Here is an 18,219-nt window from a genome sequence, read left to right as displayed (position 1 = left end):
CCATGGCCGATAAACGCATCTTCTTGAATTTCTACAACAATCCAATCTGTTTCAGAATTATTGATTTGAACAGCATCAAAAAATCGCCCAGAAAGCCTAGTCTCTGCTAAATCAATTTTGATTCTCCATCCAGGATTGTCCAGGGTTTCTATGACGACGCCGTATGAATGTTCCCAGTCACCATCGCACTGGGACATATACCAATCACCTAGTTGTTGAAATACATTCATACTTTTTAAGTAAAGAAAAATTTCTAATCTAAATCATTTTATCCAAGGACTTATTTATCCACCAGGGGAAGAAAGCATACGTTCATCATTTTCACCACCTGGCATCGACTGCCTAGTTACCGAGGAGGCTGGCACCAGTTAATTGGCTTCAGGTTATTGTTTATTTTTAATTCGCGCCAACACTGCATATAGAGGGCCGTCATAGATATCAGAAACATCAATATCATATATTTCACGAGTTCGGTTTATGACCATTTCTTTGAATTGCTTGGCACCCTCTTCGTCTTCAACTGGTTCAAAATAATTGAAGCAAGATCCATCAGAATAAAAACCATCGTAGTAATCTTGCCGAAGAACCTTCTCAAAATAGTCCACTGCTACATCTTCGTATTTGTCCATTTGTGCAGTAGGAGCAAATTTAAGCGGAACTTTAGTCCCAGGCCTCGGCAGTGATGTATTGTGCTCTTTATATCGCAAAAAGTCTTCTTTGAGATTTTTTATGGCTTCCTCAGCGGTAGAACCTCTTTCAACCATTGAAGGCCAATTTATTATTCCAGCACTAACGCGGTCGCTGTCATCAGAGGCGTTTGGAAGCTCCCAAGTTTCGACTGGATAATCCTCAAAATTCCATTCTTTCTTAAAGTGAGAAAGTAATCGTTTACAAATCGCAATTAAGAATTTCATGCCTTACCTTACTGGCTTAATATCAGTAGGAAAGTTACTATATTCCGCCCATTCTAAATCTTTTATATCGCCTATGTGATTGCGAGCATTCCATGCTCGATTAATGTGCGCATAAACATGCCTTAGCGAAATGTAGAACTCATCCTCGTCATATCTATCCCCCTTAGCGGCTATTTCATCAATAAGATCTTTGAGGTGCTCATGGGCGTCTTCAAGTTCTGTTATTAACCCAATCCACTCAACTTGGATTATTACTTCCCGATTTATCGGGGATAGTAACCCCGTAGCAGTATCAGTAAAATTTATAAGTATTTTTCACTAGTTGCTGAGGAGGCTGGCACCAGTGAGTTCAAGGAAGCAAGCTAAAGCAAATGTTACCCAACCTCGTTTCATACTTCTTCTTTAGGAGGACGAATGGTCCAATTCATTAAATAGTCAGGATCGATAACTTCCTCGCCAGTTCCACGTAAACGATATATTCCTTCAGCTGCGCTTTCAAGGTTAGCTAGGGCTGGTGGTAAGTTAAATTCTGAGCCGTCACTCTTTCTGATAATGAGCCCGGATTGGTCAATGGAAATAATAACGCCGTGAACCTGTTCCTGCCTATCTAGGTTTCCATCTGTATCTAAATAATCGAGACCAACCAGCAGATACTTTCCAATAAATTTTTCTTTGCCTTCCAAACTTGGAGAAAAATTTTCATCTGTATCTGGTAAATTCCCTGCATATTCTCGAATTTCTTCGATGGTTTTGAACCACGAATTAGGATTCACACTTGATATAAAACTTAATCGATATATGAATTCTTTTTTACTTGGTTGCTCCGCCTTTAATTCATACTCTCCCGACTGAACCCAACTAATAAAGCCTAACAATTTTCCTTCCCGGTTGGGCTTAGTAAAGTTAGCAACCATTTTTCTAAGTTGGTCGTCGAAGAAGGTGTATTCGCCATTTCCTACATCGATTCCTTCATAGGCACCCATCAGATCGCCTCTGGGACTAACGACATCAAGAGTGCCATCGTCGAGAAAAACAAAAATGAACTTTTCACCTGTGAACGAATCGGTCATAAAGGCATTAATACGCCTTTTATTATCGTCCGGAAATGAAGTTTATTGAAGTAAAAAAAGACGATTTATTCACCTAATGGTACAGGGTTACTTTTGCAGCCATACTTAACAGCACATTAATACACTTCCAGATAGATTATCGTCCACTGTTAGATGTTTGTTGCCTGACTTATAAAATATTCTTGTGATTATGTGAGAATGGTCCTTGCCAATTTGTTAAGGATAGTAACCCCATACCAGTCTCAGAAAAACTTTAATCGGAAAATTTCCACTGTGTTTTCGCGGGTAAAGAGTTCCGGTCGTTACAGGTTCTGCTTGGAGATCTTTCGACTACGCAGTTGCAAAACTTTCGTTTTGCAACATACTCGCTCAAGATGACAATTTGCTGGGCTGTTTTGCTGATCTTAGCAGCGAGGTCTCAGGGGAAGCTGTTTGAGCGGATTCGATGGCGATTTTTTTCGACTGCGTTATACGCAGAAAAAATCGCCTGAGCCTCGGAGCACGCTTCGGTCGAGAAGCGTGCGAGAATGAGCGAAAAGGGGTTCCCGTGAGACCTCGCTGCCCCGCATTGCGGGAGATTGCCACGGTCGCTGCGCTCCCTCGCAATGACAGGAACTTAGACAGGGATTATTCACCGAATAGTTCGAGAGCACGGGCAATCGTCAACGCCCCATTCTCAAAACGGCCTAGGCCGAAGTGCTCGTTCGGGGCGTGAATGTTGTCGTCAATCAAGCCATAACCAACTAACAAAATATCCGCCCCGCTTGCCTTGGCCAACTCCGCCGTAATCGGAATCGAAGCGCCATTTAAAATACAATCACAAGACTTTCCTAAAACTTCCTCATAGGCACGACTCAATACCTTGGCAACCGTAGTATGCGGACTCGAGCGCACCGCAGTCCCTACCCCCGGCCGAATCGTCACCTTACACTCAATCCCCTCAGGCACATTCTTCTCAATAAACTCCTGAACCAACTTTCCAATCTCCCAAGGATCCTGATTCGGGACTAAACGACAAGAAATCTTGGCAATCGCCTTGGCCGGAATCACAGTTTTAAAACCCGAGCCAGTATATCCGCCACCAATGCCATTGATCTCAAAGGTCGGCCGCAACCAATGCGCCTCAAGCAGCGGATAAGGCTGCTCTCCGCTAATTGCCTTGGCCCCAACTAAACGCTCATACTCGGCTTGATCAAATTCTAAATTAATCAACGCCTTTTCATCAGCACTAACCGGTAAAACTTTGTCATAAAATCCAGGCACTAAAACTTTGCCCTGCTCGTCCCGAGCCTTCGCTAAAATCTCCACCAGCGCACGATTCGGGTTATAAACCAAATTGCCGTTTGCTCCAGAATGTAAATCGCCACGCGATCCAGTCAGCTCCACGTCCATCGTTACCAAACCACGCACCCCAAGCGTGATCGCCGGCTTGTCTGCCGCCTCCAGACCAACATCAACAATTAATAAATGATCGGCTTTTAGCTCGCGTGCATGCTGAGATACAATTTTAAGTAATCCGGGACTGCCAATTTCCTCCTCGCCTTCAATACAAAGTTTAATGTTAACCGGATACTTGCCATGCACAGTCTGCAACATCTCAAGCGCAGCTAAAACATAACTACACTGGCCCTTGTTATCTTCCGCGCCACGCGCGTAAACTTCCGTGCCCTTAATCGTTGGCTCAAAGGGAGGCGACTCCCAGAGCTCAAGCGGGTCAACCGGCTGAACGTCATAATGACCATAGAGCAGCACCGTCGGCTTAGTCGGCCCTGCCTCAGTATTCTCGGCAAAAAGCACCGGATAGTTATCAGTCTGCCAAAAGGTAGTTTTGAAATTGAGCTTCTTGACTTCAGCATCAAGCCAGTCGGCGCACTTCAGAACTTCATCCTTGTACTCAGCTTCAGAACTGACACTCTCAAAACGAATAAACTCAAAGTAACGATCTAAGGCGGATTTCTTGATTGATTGATAGGCGGATTTTAAATTTTCTAATGACATATTGCTCGCTTTATACTCGGTCTACTTGCTGTAAACGAATTTACCAAACTCTTTAAGCAAAAGCTCTAGGGCTTTTTCATACGGCGGACGCTTAAAGCCTTGAATCCGGTCCATAAACTTATCAGGCGTAACCCACTCATACGCACCAAACTCAACCTCAGCACGCGGATCAGCGTTAAAGCAAATTTCAGTTCCAGCTTTGATCTGCACTACAAAATAGGTCTGGTCTTGCCCACGAAAGCCGCGGTCATAGAGCGCTTCCGGCCAGTCGTAACGTAGCTCCTGAGAAAGCTGTCCAAGGAGTGCGTATTCACTAATACCAACTTCCTCGAAAAGCTCGCGCTTTAGCGTCTCCTGCGGATGCTCCCCTTCGTCAATGCCGCCTTGCGGAATCTGCCAGACAGTTGCTAGGTCCGTGCGCTGGCACTGGAGGATTTTACCTTCATGGTTGAGGACAAAGATGGCGACGTTTTTGCGGTACGGTAAATTTGACATAAAACATTCGTTTTCTTTGATCCAAACTTTCTTTTCCGCAAAAGAAAGTTTGGTCAGTCATTGGACATTAGCTTTTGTAATGCAGTCGCGACTGCAGCGATTTTTACTCCGTCAGTTTGCGTTTGAGCATTTAGATCTTTAATTGCCACAGCTCCCGACTCAACTTCGCGAGCACCGACAATCACAAGATAGCGAATGCCTTTTTTGTTAGCATAGCGGATCTGATCTTTCAGCGAAGAAATTTCCGGATAAACCTCGCAGGCAAGACCAGCTTGACGAATACTTGTGGCAATTCCAGCACTGGTCGTATAGCCACTTTGGTCAAGCACAGTTACCAAGATTGAAGCAGTTGAAGCTTGCTCAGGCAGCTTGGCCAGCGCTTCGTAAAGTCCAAGAATGCGGTCCAGTCCGACTGAAGCTCCCACACCCGGGAGGTGACGCTTAGAGAAACTCCCCACTAAATTGTCATAGCGCCCCCCTGAGCAGATTGATCCAATTTCCGGAAGATCCAGCGGCACGGTCTCAAAAACAGACCCCGTGTAGTAATCAAGTCCACGGGCAATGGAAAGGTCAATCACGAGCTGATTTTTAGGAACGCCTAATGCATGCGCGCCAGTGATCACGGTTTGCAGTTCAGTAATTCCATTTTTGGCATCTTCAGCAGGGTAAGTTGCAAAGAGCTTTTCAATTAAAGCCTGGCTGTCCTTTGTGCCTGCTGCAGCATCACCTTTTGAGAGCGCAACAAAGGAAAATACCTTTTCAATTTGCTCCGGAGAAAGTCGCGCTTCTTTTTCAAGCTCAGCAGTGACAACCTCACGGCCAAGTTTTTCCAGTTTGTCGAGTGCACGCAAGACTGAAGTCCCCGAAACAGCATTACCTGAACTGTCTGCCCCAAGCGACGCGAGGAAGCCATTTAAGACGCGGCGGTTATTAACTTTAATGCAGTGTGGAATATTAAGCTTAGTTAAAGCCGCATTCATTACGGCGACAATTTCTGCGTCCGCATAAGGTGAACTTGTGCCAATCGTATCGAAATCGCATTGCACAAATTCGCGGTAACGCCCACGCTGCGGTTTCTCAGCGCGCCAAACTGGAGCAATGTGATAGCGCTTAAAAGGTGTACCGAGAGTGTCGATGTGCTGTGCGGTGAAGCGCGCTAGTGGCACGGTCAGGTCAAAACGCATGGCGATATCGCGGCCGCCTTGATCATTAAAACGAAAAAGTTGGCGGTCAGACTCATCGGAGCCTTTGCCTAAAAGAATCTCGCTATATTCAAGCGCCGGAGTATCAATCGGCACAAAGCCGAATAACGAAAAAACCTGTGAGAGGTCGGCCATCATGCGACGACGTAAAATCTCGACATTCGGCAAATAATCCCTAAACCCCTTAAGGACTCGTGGCTCAATCATAGCTCTCTATTTCCTACTAAATTATTTACCCTTGCTCTTGAACTTAGCCTTACTCTTAACCTTAAATAAGAATAGTGTTAAAATTAAGGTAAAAGCATAAGTTCAAGTTCAAGTGCAAGAGCAAGGATTATAATCCTACATATATGACTAACCGCCTGCGTCACATCCTGCCCAATGGGCTAACAATTCTTAGCGAAGACGTGCCCGGTTCGCGCTCGCTCTCCCTGGCGATAGTGGTCCGTGGAGGCAGTGGCGATGAAACAAATTCTGAACTTGGCATTACTCATCTGCTTGAACACTTGCTTTTTCGCCGCACAAAATCACGAACGAATAAACAAATCGCCGCGTTGATGGACGAACTCGGTGGCGATGTTAACGCATATACTGACACAGAAAGCATTGCTCTTGTGGGAAGTGTCCCCGCTGATCGGGCGGAAGATTTATTGCAACTTTTTTCGGACATGCTGCTTGAAGCTGCCTTTAATGAATCGGACTTAAAGCTCGAGAAAGATATTATCGCCCAGGAAATTCTCGAAGCCCAAGATGATCCAATTGATGTCCTCACACAAGAATTCAGCGAATGCTTTTGGCTGACCGGGGCATTGGCAAAACCAGTTTTTGGCACAATTAAATCCGTCCCTAAGCTTAGCTTAAAGATGACTTACAAGCGTATCAAAGCAATGCTCTGCGGCAAGCGCATCCTGATTGGCGCGGCGGGCAATATTAATTTCGACTTAACAACAAAAATTGCGGCCCTTTTCGGTAGCCTTCCTAGTGGTGAAGCGTTTGAATTAAAAATCCCTAAAAGTGTTGGCTCTGGACAGGCAATTCGCATGCACCCTTCTTCGCAGTGCTACTTAGCTCTCGGAATTAAAGCACCTGGCCTTAAACATGAAGATTTTATCGCCACAAATTTACTCAGCATGCTGCTCGGTGAGGGATCAAGCTCGAGGTTATTTCAAAAAGTGCGCGAAGACCGTGGGCTTGCTTATTCGCTTTTTACATTTCTTGATTCTTACTCTACGCGTAGCGCCTTTGTGATATCTGGCACTTTTAACCGCGAGGAATACGGCGATGCGCTAAATTTAATTGCCGAGGAGCTGCGCTTGATTCGTGAAGGCGACATCAGCGAGGAGGAGTTTTCTCGGGCGCGCTCGTGCTTTCGTGCGCAAGTTTTACTTGCCAGTGAAAGTCTTTCCACCAAACTCTGGCGACTAATCGAGACGGAAATAATCTTTGGGCGCTATATCGAGCTCGAAGAAGTGCTCGTAAAACTCGATAACGTAAACCTCAAGCACCTGATTGAATTAAGCCACCAAATTCTTAAACCCAAGGGCTGGACAGCGGTTACCGTGGGTGACGTCAAAGGATTTAAATATCCCAAGGCACTTGAGCGACTTTGTAGCTAGGGCAATAAACCTTGAACTAAAAATAAATTACTCTTCTTGATTCGTTTGCTTAATAAGGTCAATGGCTAAATTGCGCCCATCAATTACTGCATCAAACTCTCCTTCGGCTACTAGACCAAAGGCATTAGTTATTTCTTCAGGCAAAATTATGCCGAGCTCATCGCCTATCTGTTGAATCTTTACAACCCACATACTGACCGTGACAGTATAGAACTTATTATCAAAATTCAAGATTTTCTATGCCCACTAAGCAGTAAAATAACTCCGAATACTGCTCGGGGGCTGTCACCCAATCAAATTTCGTCATGAAAGGAATAGATTTTAAGCGAGACGAGGATGGGTAGTAAAAAATCTGAGTCGTATAAGCTTGCGATACGTCGCAGGATTTTTTATGAGCCCCAGACAAAGTCGCAGCCAAAATGTATTCCTTGCAATAGAAATTTAATTGGGCGACAGTCCCCAATATATATGCCAACAAGTAAAATTTTCGTTCTAGATACATCCGCTATTATTTCACTCGTTCAAGACGTCACTACATTTCGTGTCGGCTCCGGACTTCCTGCATTCGCAGGTGTCTTAGGCGATAACGAAATTATCATCCCACGGGTCGTGCTCGATCAACTCGACTCGATCAAAGACGACTCTGGCGACCGGGCAAAAGTTGCCGCAGAAGCCGGACGGCAACTTGAGTATTATTCAAGCCTGGGCTCACTGCTTGAAGGTGTAGAAACAGAAAAAGGCGGCACGCTGAGAATTGCCCCGCGCCCAAACTCGAACAAAGTTGTCGCTTGGGGATTAAAGGCAAGTAACGCTGCACACGAAATTCTTGCCACCGCCCTGGAGATTGAAGATAGTCTTGCAGCTCAGCGCAGCGAAAGTGACGATGATGAAGCTAGCACAGACGATAAACACGTCACACTCATCACTCAAGACCGCATCATCCGCGTGCTGGCACGCAGCGTCTATGGACTTGCCGCCGAGGAATTAAAATCAGTCTGCGCTCCAGAAATGAACTACGAAATGGGCTACCACCGCATTGAACTTAGCCCCGAAGAACTCGATCGGGCGATTAATGCTGGCTATTACGAGCCGAAATTTAAGCCTTTTATGAACGAGTTTTTTCACCTCGTAAATCGTGAGAACCCAAGTGTGCACTACTGCTATGCCTTGATGCGCGACCCCGAGCGCAAGCAAGCTGAAATCATCGATCGCTCCAAAGTCGACTACTTAAAAGTTGCTGGCGAAGTGCAAGGCAAAAACACGCGACAAAAATTATTACTCTGGACCTTGATGGGCTGCGGAGAATCGGACCCGATGGCTCAAGGTGGAGTGCGCTTGATTACAATCTCTGGCCCAGCTGGTAGCGGTAAATCATTTCTAACACTTGCTGCTGCCTGGGAAAGAATCGAACGTAATCAGTTTGATCGCATTATTATCACTCGCCCGATGGTTGAAGTTGGCACTTCGATGGGTTATCTGCCTGGCACTCTCGAAGAAAAAGTCCGCCCCTGGGGAGGTCCGATTGAGGATAACCTGCGCGCGATTGTGCAAGTTCCCTCACCAGATGAAGGGCGCAAACAACGCGGGGTTTATCGAGCGCAAACCACGCAGAAAGGATTTGATGCTAAGACTTGGCTGGAGATGGAAGACCGCCTCGAAATGGTACCGCTCACTTATATCCGTGGCCGCACATTTAGGCGCTGTTTTGTAATCCTTGAAGAAGCACAAAATATCGAACGCGGCCCGCTTAAGGTCTTACTTACTCGTCTTGGCGAAGGCAGTGTCGTAGTTGTGCTTGGGGATGAAAGTCAGATCGACAATCAACTACTATCACGCCGCAACAATGGACTAGTCCATGCAATCAATGCTTTTAGAGACTGGCCGCAAGCGGTGCATTTACATCTAACCAATATCATCCGTAGTGATCTCGCTCAGGCCGCCAACGAACTACTATGATTACGTCTGATGTTGGCCAATTTCTTCCGCCTACGCGGCTACGCCGGCTCCGGCGGACACGTAGGAGCGAGAGATTTTTCCAGATGATATAAAGTCATGAGTGCTAGATTTTACACTGTCATTGGAATTTTAATTGGGCTGGTGCTTGGGCTCGGCTCTGGAGTTTATTTATTCTCTGACACCTGTATCAGGCAGTTTGTGCCGACTGAGGCTTGTAATAAAAATTGCTGGACGCCAGCAAAAATCACTGGGTTTATCACTTCAGTCTGGGCTCAAAAGCTCCCCTCTGGAACAATTCCTGACCTTGTCTATGAAACCGATAAATCGATCATGATCAAGCACCCCTTTCCTTCGGCGCCAATTCACTATGTGATTTTCCCTAAGAAAGACATCAAGGAAGTTGGGGATTTCTCCCAAGACGATTTAACTTATATCGAAGATGCCTACGCCGTAATGGGGCGCTACATTCGCGAGGAAAAATATCATGGCTATAAAATCTTCACCAACGGCCCCGGCTATCAACACATTGGATATTTGCATTTCCATTTGATGGCAAGGTAGGAAGTATCAACCAAAGATTTACTTTAGTTCTTAGGCTTGAACTTGGACTTAACCTTATCCTTTATTCTCCCCTCCTGTCATCTTACTATAGACCTGCGGTTTCTATAGTAGGATGACACTAGGGATAGGGGGATAAAGGGGAAGGTTAAGTCCAAGTTCAAGCCTAAGTCTGTGATGGGGCCTGCTACATCACATCTGCCTCTCGGACCAGTCGTCATGACCAAAACGGAGGATTCGTTCTTTACGAATCAGGTGAGTAGCATTGTGGAGAATATCGCGTAATGCCACGAGCTTTTCTTTTTCGGTTTCCTCTGATTTACTAATTTCATCACCGCGCTTGCAGATGTTTTCGAGCAAAAGCTTGAGATCGAGTAAGCCGTCACTTTTTAGGCAATTGTTTTCGATACTGCGGTAGCTATTGGGAAAATCATTTTCCCCGGATTTGATTAAAGTCAGCTTACGATGCTTGCCTGTCGTATCCGAAATCGAAAAGGAGTCGAGCAATGTGACAGCTACGGAAAAGACGTTCTCGAGCATGCGCAGTGGCTCTTTCTGTCGCTCTAGACAGGTGATTAAGTAATCTGCTTTTTGGCAAAGAATGTAGAGAAATTCTGCGTAATCAAAATGAATTTGCTTAGTTTCGGGGTTAATTTTCAGAACAGCGTTGCCTGTACTTAAATTCCTTGGTCCCTGTGAGTCGCTACTCATGATCTTAGTCTCCAGTATTTTTCTAGAGTCTAGGTCGATGTCTAATGCTGAGTAATTATTCATCCGCCACCGCGGTGGTCGATTTCGGCAAAAACATTGAAATCGACCACTTTCACCACCACAACTTATTAAACACTCAGTATATACACGCCGGCATATACTCTGATTCGTATTTACGACATTGGCTGGATGTAATCTTTCGAAAATCATCTGCCGAGTTGAGCAAGATCTTTGTCTCAAATTATTTCGTAGCAGTCGGGATCTAGTTAAGCAATGGAACGTGTGTTCATTTTTGAAATATTTTTCTTAGTTTTAGGTAAAAAAAGATAGATTTTTTCCTGCTCAGGGCTTGATTAAGTTAAAGTGGCGTGAGTTGGGAATATTATATTAGAGATATTGCAACTGGAAAAAGCCAGAGCAGGTGCGGAGAAGCAGGCTCGGTGAAAAAGGCTGAGAGAGAGAATTAATCCTGAAAAGTTCTGGGGAGGTGCTGTCACCACCTCCCTTTTGAACCTATCCCGAACCAGCTCGTGCGAAGTCCTTTTGTTGCTTGCGCTTCGTAATCGCAGTCCTCACCGCATTCAATTGCATGTCGAGCGAATCAACAGCCTCTTGAACACTCCGCGCAGCATCGGAAGCTTGCATGTGGGGAATCATTGGCTCGACTTCGCGAAGTGCTCCGCCAATCAAGAGCAGCAGCGTCGTCAAGGTTTTTCCCTTATTGAAGTCCTGAGTTTCAGGAGATCCAATTTTGTTGGGTTCGCCCTTACCGCTCAAAATCGCGGCAGCGCCCTTGCATACGTCCGCAGCAAGGCACAGATCTCCGTCGTCATACCCGCATTCCTGGTCTTCAAATCCGCATTCGCGGATGTTTCTTTCGAGCCCTTCAAGTAGCTTAATGCACTTTCCTAACCATTGTAGATCGATCATCTTTCTTGCGTTCTCCTTACCCCCTCCTGTCCGGAAGGATTACCGATTACAGGCGTCCCTGAACCGTTTTGAAAACTCAAATAAGCAATTTCTGCCATCAAAGTTCACAAAACGGCCCACAGACTTAAAAAAGTCGATCGTCAATGTTAAAAACCTAAAAATTCTCTCTCCTCGCCGCAAGTTACACGCGTCCTGTCACGCACTTGAGGCGAAAAGTAATTAGTCATCTACCCAAAGAATAAAACTTAGAATTACGAAATAGGCATGAAGTTTATCAGAAAGCTTAAAAGTATCAAGTCTTCTTGCATACACAGCGCCTTGCCCAGAAAGATTTTCCGGATAGAATGCGCCTGGTTGTTGTTATTAAATAAGCCCGCTTTTAAGGGTGCTTGCCGATCTAAGGAGATATGAATGAAACGCTTTAAATTACTTTCAATACTAACTATTTTTGCTGGAACCTCGGCTTTAGCCGCCGACAACTATGCAATCGACACTGCGCACTCTCAAGTAATTTTTAAAATCAAGCATTTAGGTATCAGCACCGTGGTCGGGCGCTTTGATACATTTAAAGGCGACTTTATGTTCGACACAAAGGACATTACAAAGTCAGCAGTTAATGCCGAAATCGATGTGACTAGTATTAATACGAATGAAACTAAACGTGATGACCACCTACGTGGCGATGATTTCTTTGCCGCAACGAAATTCCCGAAAATGACTTTCACTAGCAAGTCTGTCGAAAAAGTCGATGACAAGAACTTCAAAATCCATGGGCTTTTAAAAATTAAAGACATTTCAAAGCCCGTCACTTTAAGTGCAACTTTTGAAGGTGCAGCTAAAGACCCCTTCTATGGCAAGGAGCATGCAGCTTTTATCGCAAGCACTGAAATTAACCGCAAAGATTACGGCCTGACTTGGAACAAAATACTTGAAACTGGTGGAGTTGCCGTAGGCGATGAGGTGAAGATTGAGATTCAGGTCGAAGGAACAAAGCAGAGCTAGAAATTAAGGCCGAGGTTGCTCTGCCTTCGACCCACTCAGGGCAAGAATAGCCGGAGCTGAACGCAGACCAGGTTCTACAATCTGTTTGCGTTTCGTGTCATTGAGAAGGAGAACAAACTTGTTTGTTCGACTGCGGCAATCTGTTCACCGGTAAACAATATTTTTCTCGTGCTCAGTGAACAGATTGCTTCACTTCGTTCGCAATGACGGGTGAAGAACCAAGTGAACAGCTTGCGGAGCTTGCCCTGAGCCCGTTCGACTTCGCTTCCCTCGGCGTGAGCGTTCGGGTAGAAGTCAGAGCGGGCTTCGCCGAATGGACTTTGTTCGCAGTCACAGCTAATTGCAAGTTTTGTCTTCACTATTGCCATCTACAGGCAATTAAATTCATTAATAACAAGATTGTTTTGATTAGAGGCTTATTTAGCTCCGCCCTTCACTTCCGCAACCAAAGCCCGGCCCAGGGCTAAAACCTTTTGCACATGCCCAGAAATTTCTTGCAGCTGCTCAGGACTTGGAGCAGCGCCGCCAAGGGATTTAATCAAGAGCTCTCCGGCCTTACTCGAGTCGACGATTTCATTGAGCTGAAAAAAGCCCGCGCCGCCACGGATAGTATGTAGGCGCTGGCGCACTTGCTCCAGTAAAGCTGTCATTTGCTCAGGGGCATTCAACGCCGCTGTAAAAATTTTCTCATGCTGGGCAAATTCATCGCAAAAAAGCATAAATGCCTTTTGCAGTACGGGTGGGATTTCAGGAAGCGCCACGAATTGTCTCCATTTGCTGACTTAATGGATAGAGCGTACTACGAAGTAAGGCCTGCTCATAGAGGAATTCTGGGGTGAGATTTGAACTTTTAATACTAAGGTCCAGAGTAGCAAGTTCGCTCAGCATCTGCGTTAAAGCCTCCAGACTAAAACGATTAGAAACGCCAGAAAGGTTTTTCAGCACCCAAAACTTAGCAACGTCTTTGGCCTGAGTCGAAGCCGCTTTCCCGTATTCTTTTTCCGCGATTAATGCCCGTGTGGCTTGGCTCAAAAAATAGACGGCTTGAAGTGGATGTTGACCTTGGCGCATTAAGCGTTGCACTTGGTCAAGCACAGCAGAAAGGTTTTGTGCCGCGATTGAGCGAATTAAGAAATATCCCGACTGTTCACGCTCAAGATGAGTTAGCGTTTCGACATGTTGGCGCGTGACAGTTTCCCCAGGATTCAAGATTAAGGCGATGCGCGAAAGCTCAAGCGATAGACCAGCAAGGTCTTCTTGAAATAATTCTGCCAACAAACTTGCAGCTTCACTCTCGACTGCTTTTAGTCCATAACGTTCGCTTTCGCGTGAGATCCAGCGTTTAAGGTTTTCTGGGTTAAGTGCAGAAATTTCAAGATTTGATTTAACCTCGAGTTTTTCCAGGGCCTTATTGGTTTCACTACCAGCGGCAACGAGCATTACAGTCGAATGGCTGGGGAGCGTTACAAGTGCGCTGTTAAGAAAATCAATTACTCCCGCCTTAGCGCCTTCAAGTCCCTTAATGATCGTCAATGATTCAGGGCAAAAGAGCGAAATGTTAGCAAGCTGGCTTTTTAGTTCGCGTTGCTTACCTTGGGTAGTAAAATCCTGGGCGTAGAAAGTTACGGGTTCGAGTTTTCGCTGCTTAGCCTCGGCCTTAATAAAATCCAGAAAGCGTGTGACCCGAAAGGGTTCTTTGCCACTGACTAAAACTGGACTTGTGCAATTTAATTCTCGTAAGGCTTCAAGTAGTGACTTCTCCCCTGCCCCTGTCAGTGCCGCCAAGATTTTATCAACTGTGATTCGATTAGTCATAAAATAACTAGAACACATTAGAACACATCTCGAGGCAAAATACATACTGCCCAATAAATTTAGTCTAAATAATGTAGCTTTTTAGCGAACGATATGGGGTTGGAGTTTTTATAAAATCCGTAGCGAGGCAAACAATTTTGAGGCGAGACGAGGAAGCGACTATAAAAAATCCGAGTCGTATAAGCCTGCGATACGTTGCAGGATTTTTTATAGTTGCTGACGAAGTCGCAGACCAAAAGTGTTTGTCGCAGTAGGATTTTAGAAAAATTCCAACCCCATCGGAGTGCCCAGGGACGGAATTGAACCGCCGACACGCGGCTTTTCAGGCCGCTGCTCTACCGACTGAGCTACCTGGGCGCAGTTGGAATGAAATCAGTAAGTGTAGGGTCATACGACAGAGGCGTTTAAGTCGTCAAACGATTGAATTTTTCCAAGGTTAAGTGAGTGCTCGGGGTGGCTTGATACTCTGAAGAAAGCTCTTGCCTGACCTCGCTATCTGGGAAATTGCCACTTAGGCTTAGGCTTTAACTTTTTCTTCCCCTTCTTGAAAAAGTTCTACTTCTTTTCCGTTTGGCGTTTAGTTACCGCAGTTTCAGCAAGGCGGTCGTAGAGGGCTGGTTTCTTTTGCAGAATTGTTAAGGCTGTTAGCCCAAGGGTGAGGAAAACAGTTGATTGGAGTGCTGTGCGCAGCAGGGCCTCCTTGAAGCTCAGCATGTAGCCGTGATGAGTAACGACAGTTAGTCGAAAAAGTTTTTTACCTAGGGTCGCACCATTAGCGGCAAGTTGCAATGTAGTTAAGACAAGCCAGGACACAAAAATCGCGGCAAGTAGCTTCGGTGCTACTAAGTAAATTTCAAAGGTGTAAACCTTGTCGCCATCGATAATTGCTTGGCGCACTGCGAGGGGAACTAGCGACCACCAAAAAAGCACAATACCCAGCGCTGCACTAGCGATAAAGTCAACAACAAACGCAGCCAAACGCTCAACCGGCTTAGACTCAATCAAAGCCAGTGACTCTTCTTCTTCGGCAACGAAAACGGCTCTGCCGATTTTCTTCATTTCCTCAATGTCTTCATCAGCCTTGATTGCTTGCTCGGAATATTTCGCAAATTCGCTCATCAAATCAACTGTATCGAGAGCTTTGTCGGCATCGGCAATTGTTACGGCGTTCATGTAGCGAGAAATTGTAGTTGGGTCGCGAATTTCCTTTTCAGCTAGAGCAAAAAGAACGTCAAAGTCGTTATGACGCGTAAAACCAATTGTATCGTGAACTGCGATTTCATATTCATCTTGGTAGAAATTTTGAATATCTTGCGTCAATCTCGCCCAAAGTGCGACATCAGAAGTTGCTTCAAGTGAACTAAGTGGATTAAAGGCAGGAAGGTTAGTAAATGAAGCCTCAATGCCATCTGCGAGGTTAATGGCTTGATCGATTGCGGAAGTAGTCTTAAGTTCCGCAGCGATTGCTGCTTCCAGCTCTTGATCAAGATTTTCAAGGCTATCTTCATCTGCCTCTTCAACTACCACGTCTAAATCGACTTCAACGGGCGCGCTTAAAATCACTCCAGGGGCAGGCGCTGCCGCAGCTTCTGCAGCTACTTCTTTCTGGTCTAAGCGTGACTCAATTTCTTCAACAGTCATGCCATACATGCCGGCAACCATTTCAATTAGCTCTTTGACTTCATCTTTAGACCCACCAAGCCGACTAATCATCGTCTCAAGCTTTCTAAGTTCAAGTTCCAATCGGTCATTCTTGACTTTGGCAACAGCTGCGTCTTTTTCACTAACTGCAGCTTGCTCTTCAGCCGCTTCTTGCTCTTCTTCGTCTGCGTCGTCGCCTTCAAAATCAACTTCAAGTGAGCAAAATTCGCCTTGCGCTGAGGTTTCCGATTCCTCCTCACGTACAGCTTGAATGTCAACGACTTCATCTCCGAGTAAGGCATCGAGCTGCTTTTCTAAATCTGCCAAGTCATCGTTAAACTCGACGGCTTCAAGCGAAGCGATGCTCGGGAGCGCGCCTTCTAGTGCATGTCGCACTGGGGAATCAGTTTGTATTAATTCGTTGTTAATTTGATCGCGCTGTTGTTGTGGAGGAATTTTGTGCGTGTCTGACTGCACTGCCTGAGTATTGACTGCCGCCGCAGGATGCGCAGAAAGTCTCGCACCAGGCTGTGAACTGACGACTGGTTGTGTTGGCTTGAGGCTGATTGTCGACGGTTGCTGAGAAACAAGTTTCTGCAATTCGTCGGTGTTTGTTCTTGCTGGTTTGGGCGGAATGCGAGAAGGCTGGGCAATGATTGGTGTAATTTTATCTGCGGTAGCGCTGCTAGGGGTTGAGGCTTGAAGTGTTGATTGATCAAGCTTCGAAGAATTTTGTGTTACTGGATGCGCTGGCAATGTTTGCGAATGAGAGGCAATTGGCTGAGTGGGTTTAGATTGTATCTGCCCGACATTAGTCTGCTGAAGCTGAGGTAGCGGCTGGGTTGAATTTTGTCCTGGAGTTAGCAATTCTGGAATTTCAAAAAGCTCTTCTTCTTCAGTAGGCAGAGCTTTAATGTCTAACACTTCTGCATCATCATCTACTGAGCCAGAGGTCTTCTTAAATTTGCCGAGTAGTGAGGTGAAAAAGGATTTTTTCTCGCTAACTTCTTCATACTGAATTTCCTGCATTGGCTCAGTAACTTGCGGAGCCGCTTGCTTCGGGTTTGGCGCTTGAGATTGCTGGATTTTTGCTTGCACTAGCTGGGGCGCTAGCTTCTGAGGTTGCTGTGCCTGTGGTGGCTGGTTTAAAACTGCAGGCTGATTGGCTTCCTCAGCCTTTTTCATTTTCGATTTTGAGCTTTCTTCACCTAGCTCAACCGCGCGTAGTGCCGAATATGACAACTTCGGGTGATGAATTGGAATTCCGAGTTTTTTCTTTAAGGCGCGTAAGTCAGTGCGACACTTGGGACATAAGTCCTTTTTGTTTGACGATACTGAGCTACACTTTGGACAACGCATTTGAATCTAACATGGCCTCGCTTAAAATCTGGAGCAGCGTTCCACAAGCAACTACTGCAGCAGTCTCTGCGCGAAGTGTCTTAAAACCTAATAAAACTTGTTTATAACCAAATCCCTCACAACCCTGAGCTTCCTCTTCAGCAGTTAATCCGCCCTCTGGACCAATGACAATGAATGTTTGTAATAAGTCATTGCCAGTACTCTGGATTTCCGTACTCTTAATGTCGGCAGGATTGCTAAATTTCTCAAGATTGTACTGATTCGATCCAAAACGATTAATTTGTCTATTAATTTCAGTGACTTGCCTCTGTGTTTCTCCCACCAGCATCGTGCGAGAATATTCCGAACAGAATAAACGAATCTCGGCTGGTGAGCTATCAAGGGTTTGCCTTTGTGCTAACGACAAGCGCGGCTGAGAGTTAGGATGTAGTGTTTTTAGCGCTGCTGCAAGCGAGTCATAGATTGCAATCTGTGGGATCAAACTTCCACCCGATTGCTTGAGTGCAGCTTGAGCAATCCGATTAAAGCGCGGCAAGCGTGAATCTGAACTTACCTCGCCCTGAGAGCGAATTCCTTTAAAAAACGAAATTGAAGTAACTCCAAGCTCGACTGCTTTTTCGATCAAATAGTCGTTCTTGGGACCGCGCAATAAACCGCAGACAAGGTGCACGATGGGTAAATCTTTTGTGATGACTAGATCTAACAAGGTCAGTTCAATTGCAGAACTTGAGAGAGAATTAATTTGTGCATGCCAGGTTTGTTGCAAATCTGGGAATTGAATTTCTACGCAAACCCCGCTGACCAAACGCAGAACTTGGGCGGCATGCTTTGCTTCGGGGCCGCGGATCGTGCATGCAGCACTGGCAACAAGCGGTAAATCCACTTCACGTAAATTTGCTTCGGCTAGAAATCGAATCTTACGCAAGCTCGCTTCTCCTCGTAATCAGAGCTT

Annotated in this window: 17 protein-coding genes and 1 tRNA gene; 4 read left to right on the top strand and 14 right to left on the bottom strand. The window is 45.6% G+C overall.

Annotated features, from left to right (window positions below; genetic code table 11):
• From JNK13_08230 to hisS, 6 genes are all read right to left on the bottom strand, one after another.
• The coding region (locus JNK13_08230; GenBank protein ID MBL7662724.1) for an immunity 53 family protein at positions 1–230 on the bottom strand (230 nt) is incomplete at its 3' end.
• Between the two features lie 153 nt (positions 231–383).
• The gene (locus JNK13_08225; protein ID MBL7662723.1) at positions 384–914 is read right to left on the bottom strand and encodes a hypothetical protein; all 531 of its coding nucleotides are present in this window, start codon (positions 912–914) and stop codon (positions 384–386) included.
• A 389-nt stretch (positions 915–1,303) separates the two neighbouring features.
• The gene (locus JNK13_08220) at positions 1,304–1,984 is read right to left on the bottom strand and encodes a hypothetical protein (protein MBL7662722.1); all 681 of its coding nucleotides are present in this window, start codon (positions 1,982–1,984) and stop codon (positions 1,304–1,306) included.
• A gap of 627 nt (positions 1,985–2,611) precedes the next feature.
• On the bottom strand, positions 2,612–3,982 hold the full coding sequence (locus JNK13_08215; GenBank protein ID MBL7662721.1) for a dipeptidase: 1,371 nt from the start codon (positions 3,980–3,982) through the stop codon (positions 2,612–2,614).
• Positions 3,983–4,003: 21 nt separating this feature from the next.
• Positions 4,004–4,477, bottom strand: a complete 474-nt coding sequence (locus tag JNK13_08210) for an NUDIX domain-containing protein (protein ID MBL7662720.1) — start codon at positions 4,475–4,477, stop codon at positions 4,004–4,006.
• A 53-nt stretch (positions 4,478–4,530) separates the two neighbouring features.
• Entirely contained in the window at positions 4,531–5,886 is a 1,356-nt protein-coding gene (gene hisS / locus JNK13_08205; protein ID MBL7662719.1) for a histidine--tRNA ligase, read from the bottom strand.
• 143 nt (positions 5,887–6,029) lie between these two features.
• Between hisS and JNK13_08200 the strand changes: the two genes are divergently transcribed.
• Positions 6,030–7,295 (top strand): insulinase family protein, encoded by a 1,266-nt coding sequence (locus JNK13_08200; protein ID MBL7662718.1) that lies wholly within the window; start codon positions 6,030–6,032, stop codon positions 7,293–7,295.
• 27 nt (positions 7,296–7,322) lie between these two features.
• On the opposite strand, the gene JNK13_08195 is transcribed toward JNK13_08200, so the two are convergent.
• A complete protein-coding gene (locus tag JNK13_08195) occupies positions 7,323–7,526 on the bottom strand; it encodes a hypothetical protein (protein ID MBL7662717.1) in 204 nt (67 codons plus the stop codon).
• Between the two features lie 237 nt (positions 7,527–7,763).
• Between JNK13_08195 and JNK13_08190 the strand changes: the two genes are divergently transcribed.
• Complete coding sequence (locus JNK13_08190) at positions 7,764–9,251, top strand: PhoH family protein (protein MBL7662716.1); 1,488 nt, start codon at positions 7,764–7,766, stop codon at positions 9,249–9,251.
• A gap of 96 nt (positions 9,252–9,347) precedes the next feature.
• On the top strand, positions 9,348–9,812 hold the full coding sequence (locus JNK13_08185; protein MBL7662715.1) for an HIT domain-containing protein: 465 nt from the start codon (positions 9,348–9,350) through the stop codon (positions 9,810–9,812).
• Between the two features lie 189 nt (positions 9,813–10,001).
• Here JNK13_08185 and JNK13_08180 read toward each other — a convergent pair whose 3' ends face one another.
• Together JNK13_08180 and JNK13_08175 are read right to left on the bottom strand one after the other, a co-directional pair.
• Positions 10,002–10,583, bottom strand: a complete 582-nt coding sequence (locus JNK13_08180; protein MBL7662714.1) for a hypothetical protein — start codon at positions 10,581–10,583, stop codon at positions 10,002–10,004.
• Positions 10,584–11,033: 450 nt separating this feature from the next.
• Positions 11,034–11,450: a hypothetical protein gene (locus JNK13_08175; protein ID MBL7662713.1), complete on the bottom strand. Its 417-nt coding sequence runs from the start codon at positions 11,448–11,450 to the stop codon at positions 11,034–11,036.
• 411 nt (positions 11,451–11,861) lie between these two features.
• Between JNK13_08175 and JNK13_08170 the strand changes: the two genes are divergently transcribed.
• Entirely contained in the window at positions 11,862–12,452 is a 591-nt protein-coding gene (locus JNK13_08170) for a polyisoprenoid-binding protein (GenBank protein ID MBL7662712.1), read from the top strand.
• A 416-nt stretch (positions 12,453–12,868) separates the two neighbouring features.
• On the opposite strand, the gene JNK13_08165 is transcribed toward JNK13_08170, so the two are convergent.
• The 5 genes from JNK13_08165 to JNK13_08145 form a co-directional block, all read right to left on the bottom strand.
• The gene (locus tag JNK13_08165; protein ID MBL7662711.1) at positions 12,869–13,213 is read right to left on the bottom strand and encodes an Hpt domain-containing protein; all 345 of its coding nucleotides are present in this window, start codon (positions 13,211–13,213) and stop codon (positions 12,869–12,871) included.
• Positions 13,200–14,267: a hypothetical protein gene (locus JNK13_08160; GenBank protein ID MBL7662710.1), complete on the bottom strand. Its 1,068-nt coding sequence runs from the start codon at positions 14,265–14,267 to the stop codon at positions 13,200–13,202. Before JNK13_08160 ends, JNK13_08165 begins: the two co-directional genes overlap by 14 nt.
• Before the next feature lie 284 nt (positions 14,268–14,551).
• Positions 14,552–14,624, bottom strand: a tRNA-Phe gene (locus tag JNK13_08155).
• A 198-nt stretch (positions 14,625–14,822) separates the two neighbouring features.
• Positions 14,823–17,267, bottom strand: a complete 2,445-nt coding sequence (locus JNK13_08150; protein MBL7662709.1) for an RDD family protein — start codon at positions 17,265–17,267, stop codon at positions 14,823–14,825.
• Positions 17,248–18,192: an RsmE family RNA methyltransferase gene (locus JNK13_08145; GenBank protein MBL7662708.1), complete on the bottom strand. Its 945-nt coding sequence runs from the start codon at positions 18,190–18,192 to the stop codon at positions 17,248–17,250. Before JNK13_08145 ends, JNK13_08150 begins: the two co-directional genes overlap by 20 nt.
• Positions 18,193–18,219: the final 27 nt, after the last annotated feature.

The sequence above is a fragment of the bacterium genome, assembly GCA_016786595.1.
In the GTDB taxonomy this organism is placed as follows: Bacteria; Bdellovibrionota_C; UBA2361; order SZUA-149; family JAEUWB01; genus JAEUWB01.
The sequence above is the reverse complement of the archived record's forward strand: the minus strand, read 5'-3'. Positions and strand labels throughout refer to the sequence as shown.